Consider the following 14,042-nt stretch of genomic DNA (forward strand, 5'->3'; position numbering starts at 1 on the left):
GGTTAAGTCCTCTAAAACTTGAAAAATCCTGTTGCCCCGGTGATGAACCGGGGTGCTTACGATTCGGTATGGCCGCTGATGCGCTGGCCCCAGGCCTTGGCGATGGCGCAGAGTTGTTCTTCATCCAGGCGAGTCAGGCGACGGTCGTCGAGCAATTGCTTGCCGGCGACCCAAAGGTGTCTCGCGCAGTCACGGCCGGTGGCATATATAAGCTGCGAAACCGGGTCGTAGACCGGTTGCTGCGCCAGGCCGGAGAGGTCGAACGCGACGATGTCTGCCGCTTTGCCGACTTCCAGCGATCCCGTTTCGGATTCAATGCCCAGCGCACGGGCGCCATTGAGCGTGGCCATGCGCAGGGCGCGATGGGCATCCAGCGCAGTGGCGGAGCCGGCGACGGCTTTGGCCAGCAAGGCGGCGGTGCGGGTTTCGCCGAGCAAGTCCAGGTCATTGTTGCTGGCCGAGCCATCGGTGCCGATCGCAACATTGACGCCAGCCTGCCACAAACGCTCCACCGGGCAGAACCCGCTGGCCAGCTTCAGGTTCGACTCCGGGCAATGAATCACGTTGGTGTTGCTTTCTACCAGCAATGCCAGGTCTTCATCGCTGATCTGAGTCATGTGAACCGCCTGGAAGCGCGGCCCCAACAAACCCAAGCGCCCGAGGCGGGCCAACGGGCGCTCGCCGCGCTGCTCGACGGATTGCTGCACTTCATTCGCCGTTTCATGCACATGCATGTGGATCGAGGCGTCCAGTTCCTCGGTGATCACCCGGATTTTCTCCAGGTTCTCGTCGCCCACGGTGTAGGGTGCATGGGGGCCGAAGGTGACTTTGATACGCTCGTGGTGCTTGAGATCGTTGAACAGTTCGACGCCCTGACGAATGGCTTCGTCCGCCGTGCTGGCGCCCGGGATCGGGAAGTCGAGGATCGGAATGGCGATTTGCGCGCGAATGCCGCTGTTATGGACGCGCTCGCTGGCAACCTTGGGGAAGAAATACATATCGGAGAAGCAGGTGATGCCACCTTTGATCTGTTCGGCAATCGCCAAATCAGTGCCATCGCGCACGAATGCCTCGTCGACCCACTTGGCTTCGGCCGGCCAGATGTGGTTTTCCAGCCAGGTCATCAGGGGCAGATCATCGGCCAGGCCGCGGAACAGTGTCATCGCCGCATGACCGTGGGCATTGATCAAGCCGGGGCAGAGCAACATGTCCGGCAGTTCACGGACTTCAGTTGCGTTAAGCTTCAGCGCAGCCGAACGTGGGCCAATGAATACGATGCGTCCATCGCGGATGCCCAGGGCGTGCTCTTTGAGGACAACGCCAGCGGGTTCGACGGGTACCAGCCAGGTCGGCAGCAATAGCAAGTCGAGCGCAGCGGCAGTGTTCGGCATCGAGAATCGGTTCCAGAGCTTTTGTAAAGATGGCGAAGTATACCCGAGCGTCTTCGCAGGGGGATCGCTATAATCGACGGCTTTTGTTCATGTGTGCGGGGTGAGGGATGCGCGATCGACTGTTGGCTGCGGAGAAAGTAAAGGCCATCGATTGGCGTGATGGCGCCCTTTACCTGCTGGATCAGCGTGTTTTACCGTTCGAGGAAACCTGGATCGCCTACACCAGTGCTGCTGGCGTGGCCGAGGCCATTCGTTCGATGGTGGTGCGCGGCGCGCCGGCGATTGGCATCAGTACCGCCTATGGCGTTGTGCTGGCGGCCCGCGCGCGGTTCGCCGAGGGCGGTGACTGGCAGGCGGCACTGGAAGAGGATTTCGCGCTGTTGGCCGATTCCCGTCCGACCGCGGTCAACCTGTTCTGGGCCCTGGGCCGCATGCGCGACCGGCTTGAACGTCTGAAAGATCACGCCGATCCGCTGGCGGTGCTGGAAGCAGAGGCGATCGCCATTCATGAGAGTGATCGCGAAGCCAACCTGACCATGGCGCAACTGGGCGTGGACCTGATCCGCAAGCACCAGGGCAACGCCCAGGCGATCCTGACCCACTGCAATACTGGCGCATTGGCCACTGGCGGCTTTGGCACGGCGCTTGGCGTCATTCGTGGCGCGTTCATTGAGGGCATGGTCGAACGCGTCTATGCCAACGAAACCCGTCCGTGGCTGCAAGGTTCGCGATTGACCGCATGGGAGCTGTCCAACGAAGGCATCCCCGTCACACTCAATGCCGACTCCGCCGCTGCTCACATCATGAAGACCAAGGGCATTACCTGGGTGATCGTCGGCGCTGACCGGATCACCGCCAATGGCGACGTGGCCAACAAGATCGGCACCTATCAGCTGGCGGTGAACGCCATGCACCACGGCGTGCGCTTCATGGTGGTGGCGCCGAGTTCGACCATCGACATGAGCCTGGCCAGCGGCGATGACATTCCGATTGAAGAGCGCGATGGTCGCGAGTTGCTGGAAGTCGGCGGCAAACGGTTGGGGGCGGACGTGGATGCGTTCAACCCGGTGTTCGACGTGACGCCTGCGGATTTGATCGACGCGATCATCACCGAAAAAGGCATCGTCGAGCGCCCGGACACCGCGAAAATGGCGCAGTTGATGTGCCGCAAGCGTCTGCATTAAAGATATTTGGCGCCTGATAGGCCGCTATCGCGAGCAGGCTCGCTCCCACAGGGGATTTGTGACCGTCCCGGATCCAGTGTGGGAGCGAGCCTGCTCGCGATGGGGCCCAGATAGTCAACAAATATGCTTCATTCACCCCTGATATTTTCCTCTGAGCCTCTCTCGTCCCCTTTCAGCCTGCCACCAGTCAACTAACTACACTCCATGCGCATCAGGGGGATAGGTGCGTGGCGGCTCTTGTGATAACATCCGGCGGTTTCCAAGGTAGCCCGATGTGGCTGCCTTTACTGCGCAGATCCATGGCATAACTCGTTGATTTGTCGTAAGTCGGTGCATGGCACTCAGCCTGCAGCGGCGAGCTTCGTTCGTCCCATATGGATGTGACGAAGTTTCACCAGAAAAAGGAATCAGGCTTCTCATGGGCGAACTGGCCAAAGAAATCCTCCCGGTCAATATCGAAGACGAGCTGAAGCAGTCCTACCTCGACTACGCGATGAGCGTAATTGTCGGGCGGGCACTGCCGGATGCGCGCGATGGCTTGAAGCCCGTGCACCGGCGTGTGCTGTTCGCGATGAGCGAGCTGGGCAACGACTTCAACAAGCCGTACAAGAAATCTGCCCGTGTTGTCGGTGACGTGATCGGTAAGTATCACCCTCACGGTGATACCGCGGTGTACGACACCATCGTTCGGATGGCGCAGCCATTCTCGCTGCGTTACCTGCTGGTAGACGGTCAAGGCAACTTCGGTTCTGTGGACGGCGACAACGCCGCCGCCATGCGATACACCGAAGTGCGCATGACCAAGCTGGCGCACGAGCTGCTGGCTGACCTGCACAAAGAAACCGTGGACTGGGTGCCGAACTACGACGGCACCGAAATGATCCCGGCGGTCATGCCGACCCGTATTCCCAACCTGTTGGTCAACGGCTCCAGCGGTATCGCCGTGGGCATGGCGACCAACATCCCGCCGCACAACCTCGGTGAAGTCATCGACGGTTGCCTGGCACTCATCGACAACCCAGAGTTGACCATCGATGAGCTGATGCAATACATCCCCGGTCCGGACTTCCCGACCGCCGCGATCATCAACGGTCGCGCCGGCATCATCGAAGCCTACCGCACCGGTCGTGGCCGCATTTACATGCGCGCCCGCTCGATGATCGAAGATATCGACAAGGTCGGTGGTCGCCAGCAGATCGTCATCACCGAACTCCCTTACCAGCTGAACAAGGCCCGTCTGATCGAGAAGATCGCCGAGCTGGTAAAAGAGAAGAAGCTCGAAGGCATCACTGAACTGCGCGACGAGTCCGACAAGGACGGTATGCGCGTCGTGATCGAACTGCGTCGCGGCGAAGTGCCTGAGGTGATCCTCAACAACCTCTACGCCCAGACCCAGCTGCAAGCGGTGTTCGGTATCAACATCGTTGCGCTGATCGACGGTCGTCCGCGGATCCTGAACCTCAAGGACCTGCTGGAAGCCTTCGTTCGTCACCGTCGCGAAGTCGTTACCCGCCGTACCGTGTTCGAACTGCGCAAAGCCCGCGAACGTGGTCACATTCTGGAAGGTCAAGCGGTTGCCCTGTCGAACATCGACCCGGTCATCGCCCTGATCAAGGCCTCGCCAACGCCGTCGGAAGCCAAGGAAGCGCTGATCAAGACGGCGTGGGAATCTTCCGCCGTGGTCGCGATGGTTGAACGTGCCGGTGCCGATTCGTGCCGTCCAGAGACCCTGGACCCGCAATACGGTCTGCGCGAAGGCAAGTACTTCCTGTCGCCGGAACAGGCGCAAGCCATTCTGGAGCTGCGTCTGCACCGCCTGACCGGTCTGGAACACGAGAAGCTGCTGGCCGAGTATCAAGAGATCCTCAACCAGATTGGCGAACTGATCCGCATCCTCAGCAGCGCCACGCGCCTGATGGAAGTGATCCGCGAAGAGCTGGAAGTGATCCGCGCCGAATACGGCGACGTGCGCCGCACCGAGATTCTCGATGCCCGTCTCGACCTGACCCTGGGTGACATGATCCCGGAAGAAGAGCGTGTCGTGACCATTTCCCACGGTGGCTACGCCAAGACCCAGCCATTGGCTGCGTACCAGGCTCAGCGTCGTGGCGGTAAAGGCAAATCGGCTACTGGCGTGAAGGATGAGGACTACATCGCTCACCTGCTGGTCGCCAACAGCCACACCACGCTGCTGCTGTTCTCCAGCAAAGGCAAAGTGTACTGGCTGAAAACCTACGAAATTCCGGAAGCCTCCCGCGCTGCCCGTGGTCGTCCGCTGGTCAACCTGCTGCCGCTGGACAGTGATGAATACATCACCACCATGCTGCCGGTCGACGAATACACCGAAGGTCACTTCATCTTCATGGCCACTGCCAAGGGCACCGTGAAGAAGACCCCGCTGGAATCCTTCAGCCGTCAACGCAGCGTCGGCCTGATCGCGCTGGAGCTGGATGAAGGCGATGTGCTGATTTCTGCTTCCATTACCGATGGCAGTCGCGAAGTCATGCTGTTCTCCGACGGTGGCAAGGTGACTCGCTTCAAGGAAACCGACGTTCGCGCCATGGGCCGTACCGCTCGCGGTGTTCGCGGCATGCGTCTGCCGGAAGGCCAGAAGCTGATTTCCATGCTGATCCCGGAAGAAGGCAGCCAGATCCTCACCGCTTCGGCCCGTGGTTTCGGCAAGCGCACGGCGATCACCGAGTTCCCTGAGTACAAACGTGGCGGTCAGGGCGTTATCGCCATGGTCAGCAACGACCGTAACGGCCGTCTGGTCGGTGCAGTCCAGGTGCTCGACGGCGAGGAAATCATGCTGATTTCCGACCAGGGCACCCTGGTGCGTACGCGTGTTGACGAAGTCTCCAGCCTGGGTCGTAACACCCAGGGCGTGACCCTCATCAAACTGGCCAGCGATGAAACGCTGGTAGGTCTGGAGCGGGTTCAGGAGCCGTCGGAAGTCGAAGGTGAAGAGCTCGAAGGTGAAGAGGGCGAAGAAGGTGCAGTGTTCGACGGCGAAGTCGTGATCGACGACGTTGTTGAAGACCAGCAACTCGACGCCGCAGCCGACGAAGAACCGCAGGAATAAGCGGACAAACAGGGGGCGGATGAGAATTCGCCCCCTTGTTGTTTGTCCGTAAAGAAATATCGACACCCATGGAGATCCGTGTGGGTGCCGGGCTTTTGTGGCGAGGGGGCTTGCCCCCGTTGGGGTGCGAAGCGCCCCTGAAACCAGTCGCCGTTATCTTGCATGAGAGCGTGGTGACCGGTTTGCGATTGCTTCGCAATCGAACGGGGGCAAGCCCCCTCGCCACAGGCAAGCCCGCTCCCACATTGGATCTGTGTCGACTGATGTGTTTGTACGATCCACCAAATCAGAGCGAGATTGGATGTGAGCAAGAGAGCCTATAACTTCTGTGCCGGTCCTGCGGCACTTCCCGAAGCTGTCCTGCAGCGCGCCCAGGGTGAACTCCTTGATTGGCACGGCAAGGGCCTGTCGGTCATGGAAATGAGCCATCGCAGCGATGAGTTCGTGTCCATCGCCACCAAGGCCGAGCAGGATCTGCGTGATCTGCTGAATATCCCCTCGAACTATAAAGTGCTGTTTCTGCAAGGTGGCGCCAGCCAGCAATTCGCTCAGATTCCTCTGAACCTGTTGCCGGAAAGCGGCACCGCCGACTATATCGACACCGGTATCTGGTCGCAGAAAGCCATCGAAGAAGCTTCGCGCTACGGAAACGTCAACGTTGCCGCTACCGCCAAGCCTTACGACTATTTCGCTATTCCCGGTCAGAACGAATGGAACCTGTCGAAAGACGCGGCCTACGTTCACTACGCACCGAACGAAACCATCGGCGGCCTGGAATTCAACTGGGTGCCGGAAACCGGTGACGTCCCGCTGGTGGCCGACATGTCTTCCGACATTCTCTCGCGCCCGATCGATGTTTCGCGCTTCGGCATGATCTACGCCGGCGCCCAGAAAAACATCGGCCCGAGCGGCATCGTCGTCAACATCGTTCGCGAAGACCTGCTGGGTCGCGCCCGTTCCATTTGCCCGACCATGCTCAACTACAAGGTCGCGGCCGACAACGGCTCGATGTACAACACCCCGCCGACCCTGGCCTGGTACTTGTCCGGCCTGGTGTTCGAGTGGCTGAAAGAGCAGGGTGGCGTTGAAGCCATCGGCAAGCTCAATGAAGTGAAACAGCGCACGCTGTACGACTTCATCGACGCCAGCGGCTTGTACAGCAACCCGATCAACAAGTCGGATCGCTCGTGGATGAACGTGCCGTTCCGCCTGGCGGACGACCGTCTCGACAAGCCATTCCTGGCTGGTGCCGAAGAGCGTGGCCTGTTGAACCTCAAGGGTCACCGTTCCGTGGGCGGCATGCGTGCCTCCATCTATAACGCCGTCGACATCGTTGCGGTCAACGCACTGATTTCGTACATGGCAGAGTTCGAGAAGGAACACGGTTAATGTCTGAGCAAGAACTCAAGGCACTGCGCCTGCGCATCGATGCCCTGGACGAGAAAGTCCTGGAGCTGATCAGTGAGCGCGCACGCTGCGCCCAGGAAGTTGCGCGAGTAAAGATGGCCTCGCTGGCCGAAGGCGAAGTGCCGGTGTTCTATCGTCCTGAGCGTGAAGCTCAGGTGCTCAAGCGCGTGATGGAGCGTAACCAGGGGCCGCTGGGCAACGAAGAGATGGCGCGGCTGTTCCGCGAAATCATGTCCTCGTGCCTGGCCCTCGAGCAGCCGCTGAAAGTGGCTTACCTCGGCCCTGAAGGCACCTTCACCCAGGCCGCAGCCATGAAGCACTTCGGCCACGCCGTGATCAGCAAGCCGATGGCGGCGATCGACGAAGTGTTCCGTGAAGTGGCCGCCGGTGCGGTGAACTTTGGCGTGGTCCCGGTGGAAAACTCCACCGAGGGCGCGGTCAACCACACCCTCGACAGCTTCCTCGAACACGACATGGTGATCTGTGGCGAAGTCGAGCTGCGGATTCACCACCACCTGTTGGTCGGTGAAAACACCAAGACCGACAGCATCAGCCGCATCTATTCCCACGCCCAGTCCCTGGCCCAGTGCCGCAAGTGGCTGGACGCCCATTACCCGAATGTCGAGCGCGTGGCGGTGTCCAGCAACGCCGAAGCGGCCAAGCGGGTCAAGGGCGAGTGGAATTCGGCGGCGATTGCCGGCGACATGGCCGCCGGTCTGTACGGGTTGACTCGTCTGGCCGAAAAAATCGAGGATCGTCCGGACAACTCCACGCGATTCCTGATCATCGGCAGCCAGGAAGTACCGCCGACCGGCGACGACAAGACCTCGGTCATCGTCTCCATGAGCAACAAGCCCGGCGCGCTTCACGAGTTGCTGGTGCCGTTCCACGACAACGGCATCGACCTGACGCGCATCGAGACCCGTCCGTCGCGCAGCGGTAAATGGACCTACGTGTTCTTCATCGACTTCGTCGGCCACCACCGCGACCCACTGGTCAAAGGTGTGCTGGAAAAGATCAGTCAGGAAGCAGTGGCACTCAAAGTGCTGGGTTCCTACCCGAAAGCAGTTCTCTAAGGGCGGTAGCAAATGAGTGGTGACTTCCTCGCTCTGGCACAGCCGGGCGTGCAACAACTTTCGCCTTACGTTCCGGGCAAACCCGTGGACGAACTGGCGCGCGAGCTGGATATCGATCCGGCCAGCATCGTCAAACTGGCCAGCAACGAAAACCCGTTGGGCGCCAGTCCCAAGGCGCTGGCGGCAATTCGCGAAGAATTGGCCGAGCTGACCCGTTATCCGGACGGCAACGGTTTTGCGCTCAAGACCCTGCTGGCCGATCAGTGCCGCGTCGAGCTCAATCAGGTGACGCTGGGCAACGGTTCCAACGACATTCTGGAACTGGTCGCCCGTGCCTATCTGGCGCCCGGTCTGAACGCCGTGTTCAGCGAGCACGCGTTTGCGGTCTATCCAATCGTGACCCAGGCCGTTGGTGCCACGGCCAAAGTGATCCCGGCCAAAGACTGGGGCCACGATCTGCCGGCCATGCTGGCTGCGATCGATGTCGATACCCGCGTGGTGTTCATCGCCAACCCGAACAACCCGACCGGAACCTGGTTCGGCGCCGAGGCGCTGGACGAGTTTCTGCAGGACGTGCCGGAGCACGTGCTGGTGGTGCTGGACGAGGCCTACATCGAATACGCCGAAGGCAGTGACTTGCCGGATGGCCTGGATTTCCTGGCGGCGTACCCGAACCTGCTGGTATCGCGCACATTCTCCAAGGCCTATGGCCTGGCGGCATTGCGGGTCGGCTATGGCTTGTCCACCGCCGTGGTCGCCGATGTGCTGAACCGCGTGCGTCAGCCGTTCAACGTCAACAGCCTGGCCCTGACCGCTGCGTGCGCTGCGCTGCAAGACGTCGAATACCTGGCCGAAAGCCGTCGCCTGAACGAATCCGGCATGCAACAACTGGAAGCAGGTTTCCGTGAGCTGGGGTTGAGCTGGATTCCGTCCAAGGGCAACTTCATCTGCGTCGATCTGGGCCGTGTTGCGGCTCCGGTCTTCCAGGGCTTGTTGCGCGAAGGCGTGATCGTGCGTCCGGTGGCCAATTACGGCATGCCGAACCACCTGCGCATCACCATCGGTCTGCCGGCGGAAAACAGCCGCTTCCTCGAAGCGCTGACCAAGGTTCTGGCTCGTGGTTGATGTCACTGCACTGCAATCTGCTGAACCTATGATCGGTCGCCTAGTGGTGGTCGGTCTCGGGCTGATCGGCGGTTCGTTTGCCAAGGGTTTGCGTGAAAGCGGCCTGTGCCGCGAAGTGGTCGGGGTCGATCTCGACCCACAGTCGCGCAAACTGGCGGTTGAGTTGGGTGTGGTGGATCGCTGCGAGGAAGACCTGGCCGCTGCCTGCCAGGGCGCCGACGTGATTCAGCTGGCCGTGCCGATCCTCGCCATGGAAAAAATGCTCGGCCAATTGGCCGGCATGGATCTGGGGCAAGCGATTCTGACCGACGTCGGCAGCGCCAAAGGCAATGTGGTGCGCGCGGCAACCGAGGCGTTTGGCGGCATGCCGACGCGTTTCGTGCCGGGTCACCCGATTGCCGGTTCCGAGCAGAGCGGGGTGGAGGCCTCTAACTCAGAGCTGTTCCGCCGCCATAAAGTGATTTTGACGCCGCTGGATCAAACCGATCCGGCAGCGCTGGCAGTGGTCGACCGGTTGTGGCGCGAATTGGGCGCCGATGTCGAGCACATGCAGGTCGAGCGTCATGACGAAGTGTTGGCGGCGACCAGCCATTTGCCACACTTGCTGGCGTTCGGTTTGGTCGATTCGTTGGCCAAGCGCAATGAAAACCTTGAGATCTTCCGTTACGCTGCGGGCGGTTTCCGTGATTTCACAAGAATCGCGGGTAGCGACCCGGTCATGTGGCACGACATCTTCCTCGCCAACCGCGAAGCTGTCCTGCGCACACTCGATACATTTCGCAGCGACCTCGACGCCTTGCGCGACGCGGTCGATGCAGGGGATGGGCACCAATTATTGGGCGTGTTCACTCGCGCCCGGGTTGCCCGCGAACATTTCAGTAAAATCCTTGCCCGCCGGGCTTATGTGGACGCTATGAATTCCAACGACCTGATTTTCCTGGCACAACCTGGTGGCCGCCTGACTGGGCGGATTCGAGTACCGGGCGACAAATCGATTTCCCACCGTTCGATCATGCTCGGCTCCCTGGCTGAAGGCGTCACCGAAGTGGAAGGTTTCCTCGAGGGCGAAGATGCCCTGGCAACCTTGCAAGCCTTCCGCGACATGGGCGTCGTGATCGAAGGTCCGCACCACGGTCGCGTGACCATTCACGGTGTCGGCCTGCATGGCTTGAAGCCTGCGCCGGGCCCGATCTATCTGGGCAACTCCGGCACGTCGATGCGTCTGCTGTCTGGCCTGTTGGCTGCGCAGAACTTCGACAGCACCCTGACGGGCGATGCTTCGCTGTCCAAGCGTCCGATGAATCGCGTGGCCAATCCGCTGCGTGAAATGGGCGCCGTGATCGAGACCGCTGCTGAAGGTCGTCCGCCGATGATCATTCGCGGCGGCAACAAACTCAAAGGCCTGACCTACACCATGCCGATGGCCAGCGCCCAGGTTAAATCCTGCCTGCTGCTGGCGGGTCTGTACGCCGAAGGCAAGACCACCGTCACCGAGCCGGCGCCAACCCGCGACCACACCGAGCGCATGCTGCGCGGCTTCGGCTACCCGGTCAGCGTCAACGGTGCTACCGCTTCGGTCGAATCCGGCCACAAGCTGACCGCGACCCACATTGAAGTGCCGGGCGACATCTCGTCCTCCGCGTTCTTCCTGGTAGCGGCGTCGATCGCCGAAGGTTCGGAGCTGGTGCTTGAGCACGTCGGCATCAACCCGACCCGTACCGGCGTGATCGACATCCTGCGTCTGATGGGCGCTGATATCACTCTTGAAAACCAGCGTGAAGTCGGCGGTGAGCCAGTGGCGGATCTGCGCGTACGTGCAGCTAAACTCAAAGGTATCGAGATTCCCGAGGCGCTGGTTCCACTGGCCATTGACGAATTCCCGGTGTTGTTCGTCGCCGCCGCCTGTGCCGAAGGGCGCACCATCCTGCGTGGCGCCGAAGAGCTGCGGGTCAAGGAGTCTGACCGTATTCAGGTCATGGCGGATGGCTTGCTGGCACTGGGCGTAAAATGTGAACCGACCCCGGACGGCATCATCATCGACGGCGGCCAGATCGGCGGCGGCGAAGTGCACGGGCACGGCGATCACCGGATCGCCATGGCCTTCAGCGTGGCTTCGCTGCGCGCCACTGCGCCGATCCGCATCCATGATTGCGCCAACGTCGCGACGTCGTTTCCGAACTTCCTCGCGCTGTGTGCGCAGGTCGGTATCCGTGTTGCACAAGAGGCTCAGTCGTGATTATCAAGCCACCGGTCATCACCATCGACGGGCCTAGCGGTTCGGGCAAAGGCACTATTGCCGGGATTCTGGCCAAGCGCCTGGGCTGGTGCCTGCTGGATTCCGGTGCGCTGTACCGTCTGTTGGCATTCGCCGCGCGTAATCATGGCGTCGATCTGACCAATGAAGAGTCGCTGAAGCTGCTGGCCGCTCATCTGGACGTGCAATTCGTCGGTGCGACCGAAGGTCATCCGCAGCGGATCATTCTCGAAGGTGACGATGTCACTGATGATCTGCGCAACGAACAAGTTGGCGCCTGGGCTTCCCAGGTCGCTGCGCTGCCGGCGGTGCGTGACGCGCTGCTCCAGCGCCAGCGGGCGTTCCAGGAGGCTCCGGGCCTGGTGGCCGATGGTCGCGACATGGGCACGGTGGTTTTTCCCGATGCGCCGCTGAAGATATTCCTCACTGCCAGTGCCGAGGAGCGTGCGCGCCGTCGATACTTGCAGTTGAAGGGCAAAGTCGATGGTGTTAGTCTGTCGAGTCTGCTAGATGAGATACGTGTCCGCGATGAGCGTGACACCCAGCGAGCGGTAGCCCCGCTCAAACCGGCGGCTGACGCCATACAGCTGGATTCCACGGAATTATCCATCGATCAGGTGCTGGAACGCATCATGAGCGAGATCGCCATTCGCGATATCGCCGGGTGACCAAGAAGCGACTCAGGGGACCAGTCATAGTCCTGCGCCGTTTCTTCAAATGAACATAACCCACGTCGTCTGGGATGTGGAGATGGGCGTATCCTTCGCCCTTATTCAACAGGAATTAAAATGAGCGAAAGCTTTGCGGAACTCTTTGAAGAAAGCCTAAAAACCCTGAACCTTCAGGCAGGCTCCATCATCACCGGTGTTATCGTTGATATCGATTACCAGGCTCGCTGGGTAACCGTTCACGCTGGCCTGAAGTCTGAAGCACTCATCCCGCTTGAGCAGTTCTACAACGATGCTGGCGAACTGACTATCAACGTCGGTGACGAAGTTCACGTTGCTCTGGACTCGGTTGAAGACGGCTTTGGTGAAACCAAGCTGTCCCGTGAAAAAGCCAAGCGCGCTGAATGCTGGATTGTTCTGGAAGCAGCCTTCGCAGCCGAAGAAGTGGTCAAGGGCGTTATCAACGGTAAGGTTAAAGGCGGCTTCACTGTCGACGTTAACGGCATCCGTGCGTTCCTGCCAGGTTCTCTGGTTGACGTCCGTCCAGTGCGCGACACCACGCACCTGGAAGGCAAAGAGCTGGAATTCAAGGTCATCAAGCTTGACCAGAAGCGCAACAACGTTGTCGTTTCCCGTCGTAGCGTCCTCGAAGCCGAGAACTCCGCCGAGCGTGAAGCTCTGCTGGAATCCCTGCAGGAAGGCCAACAAGTCAAAGGTATCGTCAAGAACCTCACCGATTACGGCGCATTCGTCGATCTGGGTGGCGTCGATGGCCTGCTGCACATTACCGACATGGCTTGGAAGCGTATCAAGCATCCTTCCGAAATCGTCAACGTTGGCGACGAGATCGATGTCAAGGTTCTGAAGTACGATCGCGAACGCAATCGTGTTTCCCTGGGCCTCAAGCAACTGGGCGAAGATCCATGGGTTGCTATCAAAGCCCGTTACCCAGAAAGCACTCGCGTTACCGCTCGTGTAACCAACCTGACCGACTACGGCTGCTTCGCTGAGCTGGAAGAAGGCGTTGAAGGCCTGGTACACGTTTCCGAAATGGACTGGACCAACAAGAACATCCACCCTTCGAAAGTCGTACAAGTCGGCGACGAAGTGGAAGTTATGGTTCTGGACATCGACGAAGAGCGTCGTCGTATCTCCCTCGGCATCAAGCAGTGCAAATCTAACCCGTGGGAAGATTTCTCTGGCCAGTTCAACAAGGGCGATAAAATCTCCGGCACCATCAAGTCGATCACCGATTTCGGTATCTTCATTGGTCTGGACGGCGGCATCGACGGTCTGGTTCACCTGTCCGACATCTCTTGGAACGAAGTGGGCGAAGAAGCCGTTCGCCGCTTCAAGAAAGGCGACGAACTGGACACCGTTATCCTGTCGGTTGACCCAGAGCGCGAGCGTATCTCCCTGGGTATCAAGCAGCTGGAAAGCGATCCGTTCTCCGAGTACGTTCAAGAGAACGACAAAGGCGCAATCGTTAAAGGCATCGTGAAAGAAGTTGACGCTAAAGGCGCCATCATCACTCTGGCCGACGATATCGAAGCGACTCTGAAAGCCTCCGAAATCAGCCGTGACCGCGTTGAAGACGCGCGCAACGTTCTGAAAGAAGGCCAGGAAGTAGAAGCCAAGATCATCAGCGTTGACCGCAAGAGCCGTGTAATCCAGCTCTCCATCAAGTCGAAAGACGATGCTGAAGAGAAAGAAGCCATCCAAAGCTTGAAAGACAAGCCTTCGGATAGCATCGCTGCTGGTCCTACCACTCTGGGCGACCTGTTGCGTGCACAAATGGAAAAACAGAACTAAGTTCTGTCAGACCATAGAAAAAGGGCGACTTCGGTCGCCCTTT

General features: G+C 59.8%; 9 protein-coding genes. 8 read left to right on the forward strand and 1 reads right to left on the reverse strand.

The annotated features are described in order from the left end of the window. Positions 1 to 56: 56 nt before the first annotated feature. Positions 57 to 1,391 (reverse strand): TRZ/ATZ family hydrolase, encoded by a 1,335-nt coding sequence (locus ACQ4OB_RS16040; RefSeq protein ID WP_430956027.1) that lies wholly within the window; start codon positions 1,389 to 1,391, stop codon positions 57 to 59. A 107-nt stretch (positions 1,392 to 1,498) separates the two neighbouring features. On the opposite strand from ACQ4OB_RS16040, the gene mtnA reads away from it, so the two are divergent. The 8 genes from mtnA (at position 1,499) to rpsA (ending at position 13,999) form a co-directional block, all read left to right on the forward strand. Next, positions 1,499 to 2,575 (forward strand): S-methyl-5-thioribose-1-phosphate isomerase, encoded by a 1,077-nt coding sequence (mtnA, locus tag ACQ4OB_RS16045; RefSeq protein ID WP_074874759.1) that lies wholly within the window; start codon positions 1,499 to 1,501, stop codon positions 2,573 to 2,575. A 418-nt stretch (positions 2,576 to 2,993) separates the two neighbouring features. After that, positions 2,994 to 5,657 carry a DNA gyrase subunit A gene (gyrA, locus tag ACQ4OB_RS16050; protein WP_076030247.1) on the forward strand — a complete coding sequence of 888 codons (2,664 nt, stop codon included), beginning with the start codon at positions 2,994 to 2,996 and terminating at the stop codon, positions 5,655 to 5,657. Positions 5,658 to 5,960: 303 nt separating this feature from the next. Further along, positions 5,961 to 7,046 (forward strand): 3-phosphoserine/phosphohydroxythreonine transaminase, encoded by a 1,086-nt coding sequence (gene serC, locus ACQ4OB_RS16055; protein ID WP_430956028.1) that lies wholly within the window; start codon positions 5,961 to 5,963, stop codon positions 7,044 to 7,046. Then, complete coding sequence (pheA, locus tag ACQ4OB_RS16060; RefSeq protein ID WP_074874765.1) at positions 7,046 to 8,140, forward strand: prephenate dehydratase; 1,095 nt, start codon at positions 7,046 to 7,048, stop codon at positions 8,138 to 8,140. The genes serC and pheA overlap by 1 nt, the downstream gene beginning before the upstream one ends. A gap of 12 nt (positions 8,141 to 8,152) precedes the next feature. Beyond that, the gene (gene hisC / locus ACQ4OB_RS16065) at positions 8,153 to 9,265 is read left to right on the forward strand and encodes a histidinol-phosphate transaminase (protein WP_430956029.1); all 1,113 of its coding nucleotides are present in this window, start codon (positions 8,153 to 8,155) and stop codon (positions 9,263 to 9,265) included. Positions 9,266 to 9,293: 28 nt separating this feature from the next. Then, the gene (locus tag ACQ4OB_RS16070; protein ID WP_235865036.1) at positions 9,294 to 11,501 is read left to right on the forward strand and encodes a bifunctional prephenate dehydrogenase/3-phosphoshikimate 1-carboxyvinyltransferase; all 2,208 of its coding nucleotides are present in this window, start codon (positions 9,294 to 9,296) and stop codon (positions 11,499 to 11,501) included. Beyond that, the gene (cmk, locus tag ACQ4OB_RS16075; RefSeq protein WP_008148720.1) at positions 11,498 to 12,187 is read left to right on the forward strand and encodes a (d)CMP kinase; all 690 of its coding nucleotides are present in this window, start codon (positions 11,498 to 11,500) and stop codon (positions 12,185 to 12,187) included. Before ACQ4OB_RS16070 ends, cmk begins: the two co-directional genes overlap by 4 nt. Positions 12,188 to 12,307: 120 nt before the next feature. After that, positions 12,308 to 13,999, forward strand: a complete 1,692-nt coding sequence (rpsA, locus tag ACQ4OB_RS16080) for a 30S ribosomal protein S1 (protein ID WP_008148721.1) — start codon at positions 12,308 to 12,310, stop codon at positions 13,997 to 13,999. Positions 14,000 to 14,042: the final 43 nt, after the last annotated feature.

Source organism: Pseudomonas sp. ES4, assembly GCF_050586665.1.
In the GTDB taxonomy this organism is placed as follows: domain Bacteria; phylum Pseudomonadota; class Gammaproteobacteria; order Pseudomonadales; family Pseudomonadaceae; genus Aquipseudomonas; species Aquipseudomonas frederiksbergensis.

Bases quoted from the DNA above. Each gene is read 5' to 3' on its own strand.
- ACQ4OB_RS16040 (WP_430956027.1), bottom strand. From the start codon at position 1,391: ATGCCGAACACTGCCGCTGCGCTCGACTTGCTATTGCTGCCGACCTGG.
- mtnA (WP_074874759.1), top strand. From the start codon at position 1,499: ATGCGCGATCGACTGTTGGCTGCGGAGAAAGTAAAGGCCATCGATTGG.
- gyrA (WP_076030247.1), top strand. From the start codon at position 2,994: ATGGGCGAACTGGCCAAAGAAATCCTCCCGGTCAATATCGAAGACGAG.
- pheA (WP_074874765.1), top strand. From the start codon at position 7,046: ATGTCTGAGCAAGAACTCAAGGCACTGCGCCTGCGCATCGATGCCCTG.
- hisC (WP_430956029.1), top strand. From the start codon at position 8,153: ATGAGTGGTGACTTCCTCGCTCTGGCACAGCCGGGCGTGCAACAACTT.
- ACQ4OB_RS16070 (WP_235865036.1), top strand. From the start codon at position 9,294: ATGATCGGTCGCCTAGTGGTGGTCGGTCTCGGGCTGATCGGCGGTTCG.
- rpsA (WP_008148721.1), top strand. From the start codon at position 12,308: ATGAGCGAAAGCTTTGCGGAACTCTTTGAAGAAAGCCTAAAAACCCTG.